Origin of the sequence: Pseudomonas sp. KU26590 (assembly GCF_026153515.1) — a bacterium.
GTDB lineage: Bacteria > Pseudomonadota > Gammaproteobacteria > Pseudomonadales > Pseudomonadaceae > Aquipseudomonas.
Map to the genome: position 1 here is coordinate 3,539,682 of NZ_CP110644.1, position 18,083 is coordinate 3,557,764.

The 18,083-nt window shown below is 50.1% G+C and carries 16 protein-coding genes and 4 pseudogenes; 15 read left to right on the forward strand and 5 right to left on the reverse strand.

The genetic code is table 11. The annotated features are described in order from the left end of the window. Nucleotide 1 precedes the first annotated feature (1 nt). The 3 genes from OKW98_RS15405 (at nt 2) to OKW98_RS15415 (ending at nt 2,635) form a co-directional block, all read left to right on the forward strand. Nucleotides 2–1,381: an ABC transporter ATP-binding protein gene (locus OKW98_RS15405; RefSeq protein WP_265385534.1), complete on the forward strand. Its 1,380-nt coding sequence runs from the start codon at nt 2–4 to the stop codon at nt 1,379–1,381. Between the two features lie 658 nt (nt 1,382–2,039). Then, the gene (locus OKW98_RS15410) at nt 2,040–2,234 is read left to right on the forward strand and encodes a hypothetical protein (RefSeq protein ID WP_265385535.1); all 195 of its coding nucleotides are present in this window, start codon (nt 2,040–2,042) and stop codon (nt 2,232–2,234) included. A gap of 194 nt (nt 2,235–2,428) precedes the next feature. Then, complete coding sequence (locus tag OKW98_RS15415) at nt 2,429–2,635, forward strand: hypothetical protein (RefSeq protein ID WP_265385536.1); 207 nt, start codon at nt 2,429–2,431, stop codon at nt 2,633–2,635. 177 nt (nt 2,636–2,812) lie between these two features. Here OKW98_RS15415 and OKW98_RS15420 read toward each other — a convergent pair. Continuing rightward, nucleotides 2,813–3,286 (reverse strand): annotated as a pseudogene (locus OKW98_RS15420) (transposase); the annotation flags it as partial. 807 nt (nt 3,287–4,093) lie between these two features. On the opposite strand from OKW98_RS15420, the gene OKW98_RS15425 reads away from it, so the two are divergent. The 10 genes from OKW98_RS15425 (at nt 4,094) to OKW98_RS15470 (ending at nt 12,008) form a co-directional block, all read left to right on the forward strand. Next, nucleotides 4,094–4,813 carry an HAD family hydrolase gene (locus OKW98_RS15425; protein ID WP_265385537.1) on the forward strand — a complete coding sequence of 240 codons (720 nt, stop codon included), beginning with the start codon at nt 4,094–4,096 and terminating at the stop codon, nt 4,811–4,813. Between the two features lie 22 nt (nt 4,814–4,835). Further along, nucleotides 4,836–5,273 carry a hypothetical protein gene (locus OKW98_RS15430; protein ID WP_265385538.1) on the forward strand — a complete coding sequence of 146 codons (438 nt, stop codon included), beginning with the start codon at nt 4,836–4,838 and terminating at the stop codon, nt 5,271–5,273. Continuing rightward, nucleotides 5,255–6,061 carry a transaldolase family protein gene (locus tag OKW98_RS15435; RefSeq protein WP_265385539.1) on the forward strand — a complete coding sequence of 269 codons (807 nt, stop codon included), beginning with the start codon at nt 5,255–5,257 and terminating at the stop codon, nt 6,059–6,061. The genes OKW98_RS15430 and OKW98_RS15435 overlap by 19 nt, the downstream gene beginning before the upstream one ends. Then, on the forward strand, nt 6,058–6,789 hold the full coding sequence (locus tag OKW98_RS15440; protein ID WP_265385540.1) for a sulfotransferase family protein: 732 nt from the start codon (nt 6,058–6,060) through the stop codon (nt 6,787–6,789). The genes OKW98_RS15435 and OKW98_RS15440 overlap by 4 nt, the downstream gene beginning before the upstream one ends. A gap of 9 nt (nt 6,790–6,798) precedes the next feature. Then, nucleotides 6,799–7,524 (forward strand): SDR family oxidoreductase, encoded by a 726-nt coding sequence (locus OKW98_RS15445; protein ID WP_265385541.1) that lies wholly within the window; start codon nt 6,799–6,801, stop codon nt 7,522–7,524. Continuing rightward, the gene (locus OKW98_RS15450) at nt 7,521–8,657 is read left to right on the forward strand and encodes a hypothetical protein (protein ID WP_265385542.1); all 1,137 of its coding nucleotides are present in this window, start codon (nt 7,521–7,523) and stop codon (nt 8,655–8,657) included. Before OKW98_RS15445 ends, OKW98_RS15450 begins: the two co-directional genes overlap by 4 nt. 12 nt (nt 8,658–8,669) lie before the next feature. After that, nucleotides 8,670–9,437, forward strand: coding sequence for a class I SAM-dependent methyltransferase (locus OKW98_RS15455; RefSeq protein ID WP_265385543.1), 768 nt, complete (start codon nt 8,670–8,672; stop codon nt 9,435–9,437). After that, nucleotides 9,434–10,660, forward strand: a complete 1,227-nt coding sequence (locus OKW98_RS15460; protein ID WP_265385544.1) for an MFS transporter — start codon at nt 9,434–9,436, stop codon at nt 10,658–10,660. Before OKW98_RS15455 ends, OKW98_RS15460 begins: the two co-directional genes overlap by 4 nt. Nucleotides 10,661–10,674: 14 nt before the next feature. Then, entirely contained in the window at nt 10,675–11,280 is a 606-nt protein-coding gene (cysC, locus tag OKW98_RS15465; RefSeq protein ID WP_265385545.1) for an adenylyl-sulfate kinase, read from the forward strand. Between the two features lie 83 nt (nt 11,281–11,363). After that, the gene (locus OKW98_RS15470; protein ID WP_265385546.1) at nt 11,364–12,008 is read left to right on the forward strand and encodes a CGNR zinc finger domain-containing protein; all 645 of its coding nucleotides are present in this window, start codon (nt 11,364–11,366) and stop codon (nt 12,006–12,008) included. A gap of 74 nt (nt 12,009–12,082) precedes the next feature. Here OKW98_RS15470 and OKW98_RS15475 read toward each other — a convergent pair. Both OKW98_RS15475 and OKW98_RS27345 read right to left on the reverse strand, forming a co-directional pair. Beyond that, a pseudogene (locus tag OKW98_RS15475) lies at nt 12,083–12,202 on the reverse strand (IS3 family transposase); the annotation flags it as partial. A gap of 459 nt (nt 12,203–12,661) precedes the next feature. Continuing rightward, nucleotides 12,662–12,934 (reverse strand): annotated as a pseudogene (locus tag OKW98_RS27345) (HAD family hydrolase); the annotation flags it as partial. A 537-nt stretch (nt 12,935–13,471) separates the two neighbouring features. On the opposite strand from OKW98_RS27345, the gene OKW98_RS15480 reads away from it, so the two are divergent. Further along, the gene (locus tag OKW98_RS15480; protein ID WP_265389862.1) at nt 13,472–13,696 is read left to right on the forward strand and encodes a hypothetical protein; all 225 of its coding nucleotides are present in this window, start codon (nt 13,472–13,474) and stop codon (nt 13,694–13,696) included. Nucleotides 13,697–13,854: 158 nt separating this feature from the next. Here OKW98_RS15480 and OKW98_RS15485 read toward each other — a convergent pair whose 3' ends face one another. Then, nucleotides 13,855–15,291 carry a PLP-dependent aminotransferase family protein gene (locus tag OKW98_RS15485; protein WP_265385547.1) on the reverse strand — a complete coding sequence of 479 codons (1,437 nt, stop codon included), beginning with the start codon at nt 15,289–15,291 and terminating at the stop codon, nt 13,855–13,857. A 116-nt stretch (nt 15,292–15,407) separates the two neighbouring features. On the opposite strand from OKW98_RS15485, the gene OKW98_RS15490 reads away from it, so the two are divergent. Continuing rightward, nucleotides 15,408–16,310, forward strand: a complete 903-nt coding sequence (locus tag OKW98_RS15490) for an EamA family transporter (protein ID WP_265385548.1) — start codon at nt 15,408–15,410, stop codon at nt 16,308–16,310. A 127-nt stretch (nt 16,311–16,437) separates the two neighbouring features. Here OKW98_RS15490 and tnpC read toward each other — a convergent pair. Continuing rightward, nucleotides 16,438–18,009: pseudogene (gene tnpC / locus OKW98_RS15495) on the reverse strand (IS66 family transposase). Nucleotides 18,010–18,083: the final 74 nt, after the last annotated feature.

The following is an 18,083-nucleotide window of genomic DNA, read 5'->3' on the forward strand; positions in this document are numbered from 1 at the left end:
CATGCTATTTAAAAATTTAAACTTTAGATTAGCGGTTGTAGCAATTTTCTTGCAGCAGCTGCTTCTCGCTGCGTCCACTTGGAGCATCGCATCAGCAGGGGCGGCGTTGTCATCAGGCAACTACTCGTCGTCAAAGCTGTTCATCATTGGCTTCTTCGCACTCGCGCTCGCGGCATATATTATAAGCTCAGCAAACGAGCTATTTACAATCAATCTTGCGAACTCGACATGGCAGAGATACGTAGATTCGACAATCAAAATAGCGGGCGAGGAGCATGAGCTAGGCTCGGAAAACAACCGAAAGCGTATATCGCAATGGCTATCCTCCGAGGCACTCTCCACCATTCAAAGCGCCTCATATTTCTATCTCGGTGCTATATCGACGGTCTTGAACATCTTGTTCACTGGCGCTGTTTTCTTCATAACCTTAGGCTTTATAGTTGGTAGCGCTGTTTTGGCATCCTTGGCAATATCGTTTGTTCTCGTGTTTTTTGCCCGAAGGAAGATACAATCACTGTCGACGGACATTCAAGATACAAAAATGGTTGCTATCTCCCGTATCGAGAGCGTATTAGTAACTCGGTTGTTCGGTACGCCTGCCATGTCGGCCAAATCCAGCAGGGATTTCGACTCAAAGGTTTCCGAATATTTTCAGTCAACAAAGGCCTACGTGACGATTGAGCAAGTGATAGCGTGCGTCCCAATTACCATTTCAGTTATTGTAATATCTATATCTTTAATACTAACTCGTGATACCAGTGCAATACAGATGGGAATGCTCGTTGCAGTTCTGCCGAGATCTTTACAGCTGTTGGGCAACGTGCACTCCTTGAGCATTTATCTAAGCCAGTTTCTGATGATCGGACAGAAAATGAAGAATCTGGATGAGTTTGTTACTAAGCTCCACCGCCAATGCTTTTTTAGTCAGATCAAGCAAGAGCACATCGTTGCTGTGACGGGGAAACATGGATCGAATATATCGCTCGAACAGCTTTCTGAGCTTGCCCTAAAAGGGCGAGCATTTGGCCGATACTTGATTCACGGCCCTAACGGAGCAGGCAAGTCAACCTTCCTCAACCATCTTAAAGCCAGTATAAAAGACGCAATTCTCATCAGTCCTGGCGGTCGGTTTAGCTATCATCCAGCTAGCCAGTCCACAGGACAGATTCAGCTTGGCGAATTGGAAATGTTGCTTGAAGAACCAGCCCAGGTGTTTCTCCTTGATGAGTGGGATGCGAATCTAGATAAGGCTAACTTGAATAAAATCGATCAGTTGTTAGAGCTGGCATCGGCAAAAAGCATGATTATTGAAGTTCGGCATCGCGCTAATCGAAACGAGTCAGACCATGACTTGGCCTTGGCGACTCTAGTGAGATCCTAGCTCACATCTTGAGCACCAAGCGTCTAGACAAATCGTCTGATCAACTCACGTGGGTGTGGTAAGCAGCGCCGAGGTCTGCGTACCCACTCAATCACACCATAGGGGTGCGCTTGGTTGTTCTGCAATGCGGTCAAAGCCCTGGCCAGCAGGCTCGAAGAATCCGGAGAGAACGTTTTTTCCAGCATTTCTCCAGATCATCCGCTGACTACTAACTCACCTTGGCAATAGCATCACCCTCAGCGTCGCTCCGTTTGGCTGACAACAGCTCCTTCGTAGCTGTTCACACGGCGTAATGGTTTTCAACGGCAAGCACTGTCTCGCCACTAGACATCTCCTACCCAGAGGACGGTCTGGCAATGCGATGGCTGCGAACGGATCTACTCTTCGCCACAACGATGACGACGCCTATCACGTGGCATCCCGAGTTCGCTTGGTCGGGGCAACGCTGATTGTAGATGCGGCTCATGCACATAACGGTCGGGAATCGGCAGCTGGGTGATGAGAAAGATGTTCGGCAGCGAAGCTACGGCCTCGTCACACAAGAATTGCTCAAGATCAGGCGGAGCTACCTGGGCGGCCTGAACTAATCCAGCCATGCGGCTCTGACAGCGTCACTGGAGCCCCTAAATGCACCCAGGCGCCCCTTGTGGAAAAACACATGCAACCCAATTCCCCGACTACAGATCTCGTGAAAAGCATGGCTGAAGTTGCCGAGACGCTGCACGACTCTTTCACCTCTCTGTTGAGCGCAGCCGTGCGGCTAGCTGAGGTCGGGCAGGATGAAGAAGCGAGGCGGCTGGTGGAGCTGGCCAAGAAAATTCATAGCGCTGAAGGCAAATGCGTACTCACATGAAGGACGCGCGAGTGGAAAAAATCGTGAAGCTCAACGTCCATTGACGCCCAACCCCAGTGCGCGAATGCCAGCGCACTTCAGATCCTCTCCCAATTATGGGTTGTACTCCTCGTTCGAGGGCACCCGTTTGAGCGTCGACAGTGCATGCAGCTTAGGTAAGCATGAAGCTAAACTTGGCAAAAGGAGCGCCGCATATGGATAGCAATCAACGCATGATCACATGGTCGTCCGCATGGGCATTGGTCGGCGGGCTCGTCGTATGTACCGGGTGCATGCGGGGGCAATCTATCTCGCTAAGTGAGGACGTATTCCCACACGAGCCAAGTTGCAAAGGTAAGGGCGAAGTGGCGGAAATGCCGTGGGCCGAGCTGCATCAGATTTTGGATTTTCAGCGCGGCTGATGGGTTTAGCGAAGACAGGCTGAGCGCAGAACCACTGGCCAGCTCCTTAGGATCAAACAATCACGACAGCACGGTTATAGCCCAAAAGGCCGGGAACGCGCGCGGCTACCCCCCCGTCCGCCATCGGACTCTTCTTCGTCGCAGCGCGCGCTCGAAAAGCGCTGACTTTAGCGATCGTCGCTTGCCGTTCTTGTTCTTGGTCGAACTGGTCGCTTGAATGATCGTCGCCTCGACCACTGTGCCCTGGCGCAGCAACAAACCACGGTCGCCCAAATAGCCATTGATGACCTGCAACATCCCAGTGGCCAGTTCATGCTTTTCCAGCAGTCAGCGGAAATTGAGGATCGTGGGTTCGTCCGGAGCCCGATCCAGATGCAGCCCGGCAAACTGGCGCAGAATCGTGGTTTCGTAGAGGAACTCTTCCATCGCCGGGTCGCTATAACCGAACCAGTTTTGCATCAGATGAACCCGCAGCATCGCCATCAACGGGTATGCCGGACGCCCACCTTCGCCCTTTAGATAGTGCGGTTAGATCAGCTTGATCAAACCTTTCCAAGGCACGACCTGATCCATCTCGATCAGGAAGCGTTCACGGCGGGCCTCTTTGCGTTTGCCAGCGTATAAGGCGTCAGCGAAGGAGATCTGTTTCATCGGGGCTCAACCGTTCATTTTTTGGGACTGGCGTATTGCATCAGACTTTGAAGTCTTTTTCAGAGTTCCCCTAAGTAAATTGAACGACGGAGATTTTCACGCAGGAGCTGAAAATCCATAGTGCCACATTCTTATCGAGCCAGAGGTAACACAGCGAAACTCATAATAACAACGCTGACGAAGAGAAGTTATCAACCCAATTTTTGAAAAAGCTCTTGGAACTAATAGAGCTGCTGTTAGCGCAAGCTTATAAATACCGCTAACCTGTTGCATGAATCTAATTGCGGCCCGTACGTGCATTATAAGCAAGTGCATGGAGTATTGGACTTGGAGTCCTTAATTACCAAATACGACAAATCGGCATATAGGTGCATGCCTAACGTTTTGATTGAGGCCACATCTTCACTAGACTATTTCCATCGCGACTTACATTACGCCCCGCATTACCAAAAGCGTATTTTATCCAATTACTCCACAGCCTAAAATCTACTGACTTCTAAGAAATTGGCGAGGTCACCCTAGATAAATGTGCCGCTAAGCAATCGCACCAATAGGTTGCAATGCTCCGAAACACGCACCAAAAGAAGGCTATTAAGAGCATGATAGTCAACGGCACAAATAGCTGACGCACAAAGTAACGTCCCCTTAGAACCCAAATCAGAAAACCCGAAATTGGCTTATACCATAAGGCTATAAGCTTATAATCATATCGAATTAAAGAACCGGTAAAAATGGTTTGACAGGTTTTTACCCATCATGAGAGTCTCGTCTGGAGCTGCTGGTTATACCCAAGTAAAGGACGTACCGATGAATATTCTGGTGGCCAACAAGAGGAGCAATTCAAATGCTTCATACCAATCAGCCAGAGACCATCGACCTAAGTTAATAATTTTTGACTGCGATGGTGTTTTGGTACAGAGCGAAGAAATCACACTAACTTTGTTAGCAAAAATGCTTGAAGTGCATAGGGGGCCCTCAGTACCTAATTGCAGGTACCTAGAAACTTCAGGATTCATAGAGCGCTTTAGAGGTCGCAAGCTTGCAGATTGCTTGAGTGAGATAGAGACGGATTTAGAGATTACTCTAGAAAATGACTTCGAAGAAAAATTTCGACAGGCTTCGCTTATCATTTTGAGGGAAAAACTCAAGCCAACGGATGGAATTGTAAATGTTCTTGAGGAAGTGGCGATACAATTTTGCGTAGCTTCCAGTGCACCTCGACAAAAGATTGAGCATTGCTTAAGGGTGACGGGCTTGCTCCCCTACTTTGATGGCAATATCTTTAGCTGTTACGAAATAGGGGCTTGGAAACCAGACCCTTCGATATTCCTGGCTGCGTGTAAGTATTATCAGGTTGAGACTTGCGAGGCGCTTGTCATAGAAGACAGCGTTTCGGGCGTTCGAGCGGCGGTTGCCGCTGGTATTAGGGTACTAGGATTCGGGCCATACGAAAGACATCTTGTACTGGCCGATGCTGGGGCCTTGCCTTTCACACATATGGATGAATTACTAGCCGTATTGCGCTAACTCAACATTAAAGGAGGATACCTTGAGCTATATAGGCTATATTGAGAGGTTGAAAGCTAACGATCAAGGTTCTGATGCCTGGTGGGATTCGCCGACCACCGCTTATACAGCGCATAAAAAAAGCTTTCTACGAAAGTATCCAGCCGCGGCCGGGTATATTGAACATTTGATGCCTGATGGCTTCGCAACCACAGAAAAAGGATTAAGTAGTGTCACGACAAACCCTCGGCTAATCGCAAAAGAGATCCTTGCGAATAAGGAGTATTGGGCATCAAATATAGATGCTTCAAATTTATCTTTTCACTCCTTACAAACAACCCTTTACAACACAGTTATCAGTGAGGGAGCTGCAACGCTTGCCCCCCGCTGGTTAAATCAGAAAAAGCCACTGGGTGGATTTCCGCTCAAGTTGATCCTATTAACGCTCGATGTACGAAACGCATGTCCACCCAAGGACTAACATTCCAAGCGTTAGCGGGAAACGTGATGGTTAAAATCCCGGGTAATTTAGAAGGTCTAGCAGCGGTTAAAAATTTAGTGGCGCTGGGATGCTCGATAAATGTCACTTTCTGTTTCACCGTCTCCCAATTCCAAGCTGCTATCAAGGCAATAGAAGATGGAAAAGCCCTGGCCCGAAAAACTGGCGTCGAGACTCTAAGCTGCAAGTACGTCATCACTCTTATGATAGGTCGCTTCGCATGTCAGCCCGAATTTCAGCTTCAAGCTAATGAGCGAGGAATCAGGCTGTCCTGTGAAGATGAGCGATGGGCTGAACTGATGATCTATCAGCGTGTGCAGAACCTTGTAGATGCTTCGACAGCAGGGATTGAGACTCTTCTGTCTAGTATTAAGATAGATATCTTACCGAACGGCCGCCCATATTCCTGGCATCTAGAAAAAACCGGACAGGGGAAGACGTTATATACCCTTACGCCAGAAGTTGTTGATTTCTTGATTGCGCGAGAAAGCCATGGCAATCCTGTGATGCCGTCAACATCGATAATTAGGCCACCAGCGAACATAGTAAACCGGCTTATGCAAATACCCTACTTCACAGAAGCGTTCCTTCCAGACACGACAGATCCTTTCGACTTCAACAATCACGAAGCGTTTATCAATACTTGGAACGAAGCGAGCTTGGCCCATCGTCGCTTATCTGATTACTGCAGGATGCTTTGTTCGAAAAACCATCAATTGAGGCCTGTTCTTGATTCAATTCTGGCATCGGAACTAGGGGCTAGCATATGAACAAAATGGTTGCTCTGTGGGCACACCCCCGTTCCCGCTCGACTGTACTTGAGCGTATTTTTATCGAGCGAAAGGACTTTCAAGTCTTTCACGAACCCTTTGCACATATGGCCTTCAGCGCAGACTCGGTCATTCCATCAGACGAATGGAATGAGCAGTTGCCCAATACCTACGAAGGTATAAAGCATATGCTTCTGGAGGCAAAGCGGCACGGCAATGTATTTCATAAAGATATGTGTTACCACTGCGAGGAAGAACTAAGAGTTGACGCGGACTTTTTATCGCAGCAAACGAACATCTTTTTAATCCGCGAACCCATCAGCAGTATTTTGTCTCACCATCTGATTTTCCCTGATATGCCTCTAGAAGCTATAGGGCACAAGGCACTGTATGAGGTTTTCTGCGCAGTAACCAAACTGACTGGGAAAACACCCTACGTAATCAACGCAGATGAGTTAGCAAATAATCCTGAAGAAGTCATACGGAAGTTATGCCTTTATCTAGATTTGGAGTATGCCCCACAAGCAATGACCTGGAAGCCGGAATGCCCAGAGCAATGGAAAACATGGAGAAGTTGGCACGCAGCTGCTGAAAAAAGCGAAAGCATCGTGGCAGCACAACCTGTACAAAATGATATGAGTATTTTTGATCTGCACCCAAAGTTAAGAGCATATTATGAGTTTCATCTTCCATACTTCGAACGCATGAATGCACTGCGGCATAAATGAGGGAATAACATGAAGAAAATTCTTATCACGGGTGCAGCTAACGGTATTGGCCGGGCCACGACAATTCGTGCAGTTGAGGAAGGGTATTATGTCATCTGCGCGGACAAAGATGCAGATGGCCTGGCCACGTTGAACGAGATTTACGGTCAGGAACACATCGAAACACATGTAGCAGACTTTTCCCTGTTCAATACGTTGAGTTCGTTCATTCCTAGGCTGTACGAGCAGCACGAATCAATATACGCCTTAATCAACAACGCAGGCATATACCACGGTAAAAGTGTTTACCTCTACAGCCACGAGGAAATCGACGAAATAATTAACGTAGATCTCAAAGCTTTGATTTATCTCTCCAAGGATTTCGCTGAGAAAGAGATGAAATTTGAATCGCCGAGGTGTATTGTAAATATTTCATCTGTTGCAGGGGAGGTAGGTAGTTGCGATGCTTTATATGGTGCGACCAAGGCAGCAGTAATAGGTTTAACCAAAGCCAACGCGTGGAACTTCGCGCCTTTCATCCGTGTCAACACCGTCTCCCCTGCGCTAATTCATGATACTGCAATTTATGATACTATCCCGGACTATCGGCGCAATGAGTATGCAAGGCAGGAAATACTTAAGAACCCTATCATGCCGGCAGGCGTGGCAGACGTTATTATTATGCTTATCTCAGACAACGCGCGGCATTTGACAGGAAAGCTGATACCTGTCGACAACGGAGCGTACCCAAGATGAGCACCACTGTGTCGAAGAAAAAATTGATGCTAGTCGGCGCCGGCAATCTGACCTTTCAGATTTTGAAGATCTTGGCTCCACGTAATCAATTTGACTTTGTCGTCGTTGGCCGTCGAGAAGAGGAAACGTTCCGACTTTGCAATCTTGTGGCATTGTCCGCAGCACAACTGAACTCGTATATATCAATAGACAATGTGACTATGGACGTTCTTAATGTAGATGGCATGGTTGCAACATTAAATAAATACAAACCTGACATCATCATGAACTGCGCCTCCTTGCAGTCTTGGCGGATTATAACTGAGTTGCCAAAACCTATTTTTGACGAGCTTGATAAAGGTCAGTTTGGGCCATGGTTGCCCATGCATCTGACGCTGATGCACAGTTTAATGATCGCAGTAAAGAAGAGCGAAATCCGTATCACCGTTATAAATGCGGCCTTCCCAGATGCAGTGAATCCAATACTTGGTAAGGTCGGACTTGCACCGCAACTTGGCATCGGAAACGTAGCTAATTTAATTCCTGCTGTACGTGCATCCATTGCCTTGCTGTTGGAACTTAATCCCGTTGATGTGCAGGCGAGGCTATATACACAGCATTATTTCAGCCATTACGTACCGCGTGGCGGGCTGCCGCCAGATCCACATTATAAGTTGCTTTATACAGTTAGAGGTGAAGACGCCACAGGATCCCTGATTGACAGCGACATTTTCGAGACAGTACGAAAACGATTCCGGCGCCTCGGCGGTATTGACGGTCAGTACCTTACAGCATGCTCTGCGGTAACAATACTTGAAGGGCTTATTTCCCCAACTCCTGTTTGGGTTCATAGTCCAGGGCCGATGGGTTTGCCAGGAGGGTACCCTGTTAAATTAGAAGCAGGCAGCATTGAGATTGAATTCTCTTCTCAATGCACTGAAGAGGAAGCAGTAGAAATCAATCAGCGCTGTCAAAATCAAGACGGCATAGAGCGTATACATGAGGACGGCACTGTTACTTTCAACCCCTCATGCATGGCAGTGTTTAAAGATTTATTAGGTTACACAAAGCGTGAGATGTCTATAGCGCAATCCGCAGAATTTGCCGAGGAGCTATCATCCTCATATAAAGCATTCAAAGTTGCGCAAAGATAGGAGTTTTTTTTCATGACCCAGCATGCACAAACCCAAGACTCTGTTGACGAATATACATCACAATATTCAGCAGACTTTGTCAGCAAGTGGGACGAACTGATTAATTGGGAGCTGAGAAAGCAAGGCGAGAATGGCTTTTTCGAACAATTGCTTAAAGCGGCTCAGTGCCATTCAGTAATTGACGTATCGGCCGGTAGCGGTTTTCATTCGGTTCAACTGACACTTGCGGGCTTGCACGTCGTGGCTAACGATGGCAGCGCGACCATGGTTGCAAAGGCAAAAGCTAACTTTGAGCGATATGATGTCTGTATTGACTGCCATAATAGTGACTGGTTAGACCTCGACAGCAGGATATTAGGGAAATTTGACGCAGTAGTGTGCCTAGGCAGTTCGTTGTGCCACGTCTTTGATGAGCAAGACCGACGTAAAGTCCTTTCAAATTTCAGGTCTCTACTCAAACCTGGGGGCCTGCTAATTGTTGATCAACGTAATTTCTACGCGATACTTGCAGGCCGGTTCAAGGCAAGCGGTAATTACTATTACTGCGGGACATCTGCCTCGGTGACCTTGGGGGAGGTAAACGACCAACTTTGTGAATTTCGCTATAGCTTCGATGGCGCCCCCCCGTACTCGCTTAAAGTGTATCCGCTACAACCAAATCAACTCAAGTCGGAAATCAACGCGTCCGGTTTTTCACATCAGTCCATGTACGGTGATTTCCGCGCGGATTTCGACATGCTTAGCTCTGACTTCATTATTCATAAGGCGGTGGCAATATGAGCAATGAAGCCTCCAGCACTTTCGAGAGCGCGCCAGGTCGTGGCACTCACAGCATAATACTAGCGCTAGTCTTAACTGGCTTCGTAGCCAGCACCTATGGTTTCGGCGTATATCTCTTTGCAAACTTAGTAGTCGACATGCGCAAAGATATGGAATTTGATTATACCACTGTCGGAATTATCACTGGCGGTGCCCAAATCGGCTTTCTAGTTTTTTCCTCTGTAACTAGCTTCATTAGTCGTTATGTAGAGGGATGGAAAATAAGTCTGGTTTCTACTTTTGCCACATCAGGTGCCCTACTTGGCTTAGGCTTCAGCAATAATGTGTGGATATCTGGGGCGTTACTCATATTATTGGGTGGCTGCTCTGCGTCTGTCTACATTCCATTGGCTGAAATTGTCACCAAGAGTTTCAGCCCATCTAAACGCTCTCGTGTTATGGGCCTCATATCAAGTGGCACTAGCTATGGCGTTTTTATCAATGGCCTCCTTGTATCGTTTCTAACTGTACATGGCGGATGGCGCTCGATTTGGATGACTGCCGGCTGCATATCGATAGCGTTATGCTTTGTCGCTTTTTTTTTGCTTCGAAGCACAATGAAGGACTCAGATCAAAGTGCTGCCATCGCCAAAAAGATGTCGGAGGATTTAGAAACCGCGTGGTTGACGAAATCCTTATATGTAGTCTGGGTATTGGCATTTCTCAACGGGGTAACGCTTCTGCCTTTTCAAACCTATCTGTCACCATTCCTACGCGATGAACTTGGCTTACCAGTTGCAACAACAGGTTTCATTTGGACAACCATAGGGGCGGTAGGTATGGCTTCAGGTTTTCTGGTCGGTTGGATCGCTGACAGAATTGGAGTAAGGATCGCACTTGCATTGTGCTTCGCGAGCGCGGGTGCTGCCTCCGCCTTGGTCTACGGCTTTGATGCAATACCAATTTTTTATCTTGCGGCTTTTCTATTTGCTGCCGCGTTTTATCCTATTTTTGGTTTAGTCCCAACTTACATTGGCCAGATAGTACACGTCAGCCGGCTAACTCAAGCATTCGGCATTGCCAATGTCCTCATAGGTCTCGGTGGCGTATGTGGTAATTTTCTTGGCGGACTTACAAAAGATACGACTGGTTCTTTCTCATCGGTATACGCGGCGGTAGCAATGCTTTTATTGCTTCAGGTAGCGTTAGTGCTCATGCTGAAAAAACCAAAAAACTTAAACTAGTCAACGAGGCTAACATGAGCTATTTTCCAGTTCCTGGCAGGGAAGACCTGCATTTTTATGCCTTTCAGCAGCTCCATGAACACGCACATAACCCCTTAGTTATCTGGCTGACTGGTATTTCTGCATCGGGTAAGTCGACCATTGCAGATGCTTTAGCCCATAGCCTGAAATCTCGCAACCGCATGGCTTGTATTCTTGACGGCGATTCAGTCAGAAGCGGTTTATGCAGGGACTTAGGTTTCGCTTTAGCAGATCGCGATGAAAACATTCGGCGCGTGGCCGAAGTCGCTAAATTGATGGCCGAGACAGGCTTGGTGGTGATTGTGGCTCTTATTTCGCCATCGATGTCGAGCCGCCATCACGCCCGATCAATCATTGGTACCGACCGCTTCATGGAGGTGCATGTAGACGTTTCGCTTGTCACTGCCGAATCGCGGGATCCAAAGGGCTTGTACAAAAAAGCAAGGGCAGGTTTGATCAAAAATTTTACTGCCATCGACTCTGCGTATGAAATACCAGTACGGCCTGAGCTGCGGCTTGAGACCGATAAGCTGTCAGTTTCTGACTCAGTCGACGCGATACTGCAATGGTTAGTGCCTCCTGGCCACGGAAAGCCCTAAATCGGACGACATGCATGCCCCCTTTCGCGTGAAGCGAGTAGTCTTGACCCAAGCGTCTATAAACACGGTCTGGGGAGACTGCAATGCAACATGGCTTCATAGCTGCCAAAATGGTTCGGCTAATCGGCGGCGCCGTAGTGTTGGATTTTGTGAATACTTGCAATGGGCGTCGTCCAGATACCTCACTGCATCAAGCACAGGAGCGATTAACCAGCTTTGGCTTCTTTTTTGAGTGGGCTCAGCATTCAGGGCTGATCACGCTCGCAGAACATGCGACTTGGCTTCCTCTTGTAGCTGGCCCTCAGGAGAGCTTGGCTCCTATGCTCGACGCTATTACAGGGTTTAGGGAGGACTTGTTCATGCTCTTTTATGCTCGCTCGCAAAGCCATCCCATCAACGACCACACACTGCACCCTCTTAATGCCGTTTTGCAGCGCACTATGCCCTTGCGTTTTCTTAATGTTGAGGCCGGAATACCTTGTTGGGCATGGAGGCCGTGCCTCAACGCCCAAGACATCGCCGGCGTCCTCCTAGGACGCTTGGCTAATTTTGCCCAAGAGCTGCTAACAGGCCCCGATCTTATGTACCTAAAATGCTGCTCATCTTCTGAATGTGATTGGCTTTTTCTTGATAGCTCCAAGAACAAGCAACGAAGATGGTGCCAGATGAGTGTCTGCGGAAGTCGGGAAAAGCTGCATCGGATAAAGCAAGTTACTGGTTCGGTGTAAGAAGTTTTTCGAGGAGCGCTAAATGATAAGCTACGCCTTCCTATGATCAGGTACTAGCCTTGGTAATGTAGTGGTCAATTGATCCCGGAAACGACGTTAAGTTTTATCTCGGACTGAGCTGGTGCCAGTACGTTATTGAACTGGTATTGACGAATTCAGTTGTAGCGGTGCATTAAATAATGACTGATGGGTCGCGGTAGGAACGGCAGTTACCTGACGCCCCTCGCGCAGATCCGTACGTGCGGAACTATCGCATACGGCTTCGGCCTCGGGTATGACGCAAAGCGATCCTCAAGGTAAGAATGTGCATTGCTAGGTCTCGGAATGTAGAGATCGGCAAGACGTCCGTACCGTGACCGTTGAAGCCGATCACGCCGGCTGCGTCGCTTAAGGGCTTGCCGCCAGAGACGGCATGCCGCCAAACAAAACCGCCAGGACATATCAGGTTCCCCGGTACCGCGTGGTAATTGAAGTAACCGCTCACCACACGTTTGAGCCATTGCCCTTGAACCCGGCCAAGGTCATGACGCCGGCGACTCAACTGCTCACGGATAGCAAGAAGCGTCGCGTTGCGAAATATCTCGAAGCAGCGCCTCCGGCATTCTGCAGCTGGTTTGGTATCAGCCCTTTTTTTGCGCCGTTTGTTGAGTCCCTCAGTCCCCAAACCGGCCCTGACCGTGACTGCGTCTTGACTCAATAATTAGCTGCGCAAATTTAACCAAATCCTGCACAGCCCCCCTGCCCGACCTGTCCAAATGAAATCCCAGCATCCCCGCTGCCCTGGGCCCATCTTGATCGCACTTCAGCGAGTCGCCCACCATCGTGATCTGGGCATGCTGATCGCCGAATAGATGCCCAGGCGTCACCCGCAATGCATTGCAGATGGACTGGTAGATCTCAACGTCCGGTTTCATCGCACCGATCTCCAGATGGCATCCGAGTGTCTTTTGGCATCTACAACACAGCTGAAGATGTACAGCGCCTAGGTGCGGCACTGCGCAATGGACTGAAGCAGATTCAGCAGAAAGCAGCGCAATCCACGCTTCGGGAAAAGGGTTAGCCTCGACGGGCTTGCCCTTTTTTGTGGAGTTTAATCCGCATAGCTTTGCCATATGCGTCGGGCCACTGAGCCGACAGTTTCGAAAGGATACGGAACATCGCTCCAGCGATACGTCGAGAAATCTCAGTTCGATAGAGCAAGAGTTCCGCTCCGTGACAGCAATTCGCCAGTCAATGCGTGGCGTATGACTGTGCGTTCTCATCGGATGACCATCTGCGGCTCGCCAGACACAGATGGTAGGTCACCATAGAGAAGATGCTTCAGCATGGATTAGGGGCGAAATCTTCCTTTGCCTTAGCCGGACACCCGGGCTGGGCAAATTTGGCTGCGATGGTACGGTCGTTTGCTAGCCTTGAACCAACGTTTCCAACATGTTAGTTCTACGACTCGTACAGGTGGCTCCATGATCTCAGCCGTTGTTTTCGATGCCTTCGGCACCCTGCTCAACGTCAACGTCAACGTCAACGTCAACGTCAAAAGCAAACGCCATCCCTTCCGGCAGTTGCTCAAGGAGGGGATCGCCGCCGGTCGTAGGCCCTCAAATTGGGAATTCCAGGAAGCCTCGTGGACGGGCTCCCAAGAAGGATATAGCTCTGCTCTCCTCGGTAGATTGCCGGGAGATCGATGACAACTGCATGTCTCAGTATGAATGTCATTCCCAGCGCTTGATCCAACGTGAGTGGATAGTATCGCCCGTCTGAACTATGGCGCTGTACTCAGGGCTGCCAGCGTCCGGCGAAGCATCGTATGCGGACGGTTAACAGTAACCGGCCGGCGAAGTCACCTTTACTCGCCCCCCTTCCCAATGAGTGAGTCTGTGCACCATTTCGCGAGTATTTCAATAGCTTCCCGTTCTAGCTCATTCCAGCCATACCCGGCATTAAGCCGAAAGCAATGGTCGTATCGCTCATCGGTGGCGAAAATATGGCCGGGGGCGATACCAATCCCCCACTCTCGCGCCTTGATAAACAGCGCACGAACGTTGAGCGCTTCTTTCGGCATTTCAACCCACAGCACATACCCACCTTCAGGATCAGATACGCGGGTACCAGACGGGAAACAACGCAAAACCGTCTCGCGCATAAGGCGAATCTGGCTGGCGAGGGTAGCTCGCAGTCTGCGTAAATGCGCGTCATAGCCGCCGTTGCTAAGCATCTCGGCAATCGCCATTTGAGGTGGCACCGAGGTTCCCATGCTCGACGTGTATTTGAGCATCATCAACTGGCGACTGTACTGGCGACTGTAGACCCAACCAATACGCAGCCCCGGTGCCAAGGTCTTGGAGAAGCCGCCGCACAATATAGTGTTAGGGCTAAAGGCCAACATCGGAAACGGGCGCTGCCCGCCAAACGCCGTGTCGCCGAAAATATCGTCTTCAATGATGACTATGCCTTGCTCATCCGCCCGCTGGGCAATAGTAGCCTTTGCTGCGCTGGGTATACTTTTGCCCAGCGGGTTGTTGACATTGGCTAGGGTGACATAGGCCTTTACTGCTTTGCGTGAAAAAAGTAGTACCAACTTGTCGACATCAACATGACCAGAAGCGCCTGTCGGCACTTCGATCACTCGCAATCCGAGACTCCGTAGCATTTGCAGCAACACGAAATAGCACGGTGACTCGACAGCAACTGCATCCCCCGGTAAGAGCGTCGCCCGCAACGCCAGTGACAGCGCTTCGATGCAGCCGTTAGTGATTAGTAAATGGGCAGGTTCGAGGTGACAGCCATAGCTGACGGCACGACGGACAATTTCTGTTTTCAGCGGCTCATAACCGCTGCCCTTGACGGCACTGCCTAAGGCTGACGGTTTTGACTGCCCAGCCTTTCGCAGTAGCAGTGCCAATTTATCGAGTGGGTATAGTGAACTTGCGCCGTTGGCCAAGTCGAGCCGAACCCGGCAATCTGCCCCCACCAGAGATAGATGCAGCTCTGTCTGTTCATCAAGGGGAGCAATTATTTTTGCGTGTTCTCTGAACTTCGACAGTACCGATGCTACGAAAAAACCGGATTTGGGCCTTGCCTCTGCATAGTGCTCATTTTCCAGGGTACGCAACGCTTTCAACGCCGTGGTTAGGCTAACGCTAAACTGCGCGGCGAGCTTGCGTACCGATGGAAGCCGAGCACCGGGACGTAACCCGCCAGCGTCAATGGCAGCCTTGATCTTGTCGGCGATGAGTCGGTACCGGGCATCATTCAACCCTTGCCCTGCTACTCCTAGCATCATCTGTACTACCTCAAACCCAATAGATCTGTATATCGCTGACACGGTAAGGCCAGCTTAGAATCGAACTTATTATACAGACGTGCACGCACGTGAATGAGTAGCACAAGGAATGCTTAATGCGCTTTACAGATAGGATACTCGCGCTCGGTGTGGTGGTTACCTGGGGCGTAAATTTTGTGATTATCAAAGTCGGGCTGGATGGGATGCCGCCCTTCCTGTTAGCGGGGCTACGCTTTACCTTAGTCGCCTTTCCAGCTATTTTCTTCATCAAGCGACCATCCATTCCCTTCAAATGGTTGTTTGCGTACGGCATGACAATAAGCTTCGGGCAATTTGCCTTCCTTTTCCTAGGCATAAAACTGGGGATGCCCGCAGGCATAGCTTCGCTAATCATCCAGGCCCAAGCGTTTTTCACTATGATGCTCGCAGCTTTGCTGCTCTCGGAAAAGCTCAGGTGGAATCATGTTGCGGGCATGTTGATTGCCGCCGTAGGGATGATGCTGCTAGCTAATGCCGCTACCGCCACACAGGCAGGAGGGATCGCGTTGCTGCCGCTTATGCTGACACTTGGCGCCGCTCTGTCCTGGAGCTTGGGCAACATCACAAACAAAGTGATCGCACAGAAACATCCGACCTCGGTGATGTCGCTGGTTGTCTGGAGCGCCTTGGTACCCATTGTCCCATTCTTCGTCTGTTCTTGGCTGTTCGATGGCTCTAGGGCGATCAAGGACAGTTTGGAAAATATTTCGAGATTGACTGTCCTGTCGCTAGTATACCTTTCATTTTTCGCCACACTGTTTGGTTATGCCGTGTGGGGACAACTACTGAAACGCTATGAGACGTGGCGTATTGCACCACTGTCACTGCTGGTACCCGTCATTGGTTTGCTAAGCGCCAATCTGTTATTGGGCGAAACACTATCCGCCTCACAAGGGGCAAGTTCGCTGATTATCATCGCAGGTTTGCTATTAAACATGTTTGGCGAATTTATTCCCAAGCTGTGGAACGCCAGAATCTGAGTCGCGATAACAGCGCCACTCTACGGCCGCTGCACAGCGGTTTGCCGGCTGGACTTCGGGTTATTTCTCGCACGCTAGGAACAGAGTCCCAACTCGTTTCCCTTGACTTGAAAGTAAGCAAACGGGATCACAGGCTGCGCAACGGCATCCAGTTATGCGGCAACAACCCGGCGATCTCACTCGCTCGCTGTGTTGGTAGTCGGGTTAGGACGTCTTTCAGATAAGCATACGGATCATGCCCATTGAGCTTGGCCGACTGGATCAGGCTCATCAGCGCCGCCGCTCGTTGACCGCTGCGCAGCGATCCTGCGAAGAGCCAGTTCTTGCGTCCAAGCGCCCATGGCCGCATCTGTTGCTCGATGTGGTTGTTATCGATAGGCACCGCGCCGTCATCCAGATAACGTGACAACGCCGTCCAGCGCTTCAGGCTGTAATCTGGAGCTTTGGCGATGGCCACGCCATCGAGCACCAGCTCGCGCTGCGCGATCATCCAGGCGTGCAGCATGTCCATCACGGGCACGGATTTTTCTTGCCGTATTCGTCGCCGTAAATCGGATTCCAAGTCGCGGATCTCACTTTCGATTTCGTAGAGCAACTGGATATAGCGCAGGGCCTGCTCGGCGAGCGTGCTCTTGTTCGTGACGTGAAGGTCGAAGAACTTACGTCGGGCATGGGCCATACAGCCAATTTCGGTGACGCCGAGTGCGAAACTGGCCTTGTAACCACCAAAATCGTCGCACACTAGCTTGCCTTTCCAGTCTTGCAGGAAACTGCGCGCATGTTCGCCTGAGCGGCTGGGGCTGAAGTCGTACACCACTGCGCGGATATCGGCAGACGTGGTGGTTGCATAGGCCCAGACGTAGGCTCGATGGGTTTTCTTAGCGCCAGGCATGAGCACCTGTACCGGCGTTTCATCGGCGTGCACCACATTGTGTCCAAGCACCACTTCGCGCAGTGCATCAACCAGCGGTTGCAGTTGCACACCGCAGGTGCCGACCCACTGCGCCAAGGTCGATCGCGGGATGGCAAGGCCGGCCCGGCCAAAGATCTTTTCCTGACGTTACAGCGGTAAATGATCACCGTATTTGGCGATCATCACGTGGGCCAGCAGACCTGCCGTAGGGATGCCCTTGTCGATGACCTGCGCAGGAACCGGTGCCTGGATCAGAGTCTTGCAATCATCACAGACCCACTTGCCACGGATGTGTTGTTCAACCGTGAACACGCCGGGCGTGTAGTCAAGTTTCTCGCTGACATTTTCGCCTATACGCTTGAGGGCGCAGCCACATTGGCATTGGCATTGAGTGTTGTCCGGTTCGTGATGGATTTGCGTGCGTGGAAACTCGGGCGGCAAGGCGGTGCGTTTAGGTTTTTGCCGAGCCCCAGTCGAAGCTGGAGCAGGTTGCAACGCCTCAAGCTCAGCTTCGATGGCAGCGATGTCAGCGATGTCAGCGTCGATCAGATCATCGAGCAGGCTGGCTTGATACGGGCTTAGCTGCTCGCTGCGCTTGGCAAACTTGAAGCGCTTGAGCTGTGCTATCTCATTGGTAAGTTTGTCGTTGACCGTTTTGTAGTGATGGATCTGCTTGTCCATGGACTCGACTTTTTTATCGAGAGTCTCGACACGCTGCATCAGCTGCGCTGCGATAGCGCGCAGTTGTTCAGGGTTTAATTGGCCGAAATCAGGAAGCGAAGTCATGCCGCCGTTTTTGCCAGAGCAGGCCAACACCGGCGATAGGCTCATTGGACAATTTGCACGGCGACGCTGGTCAT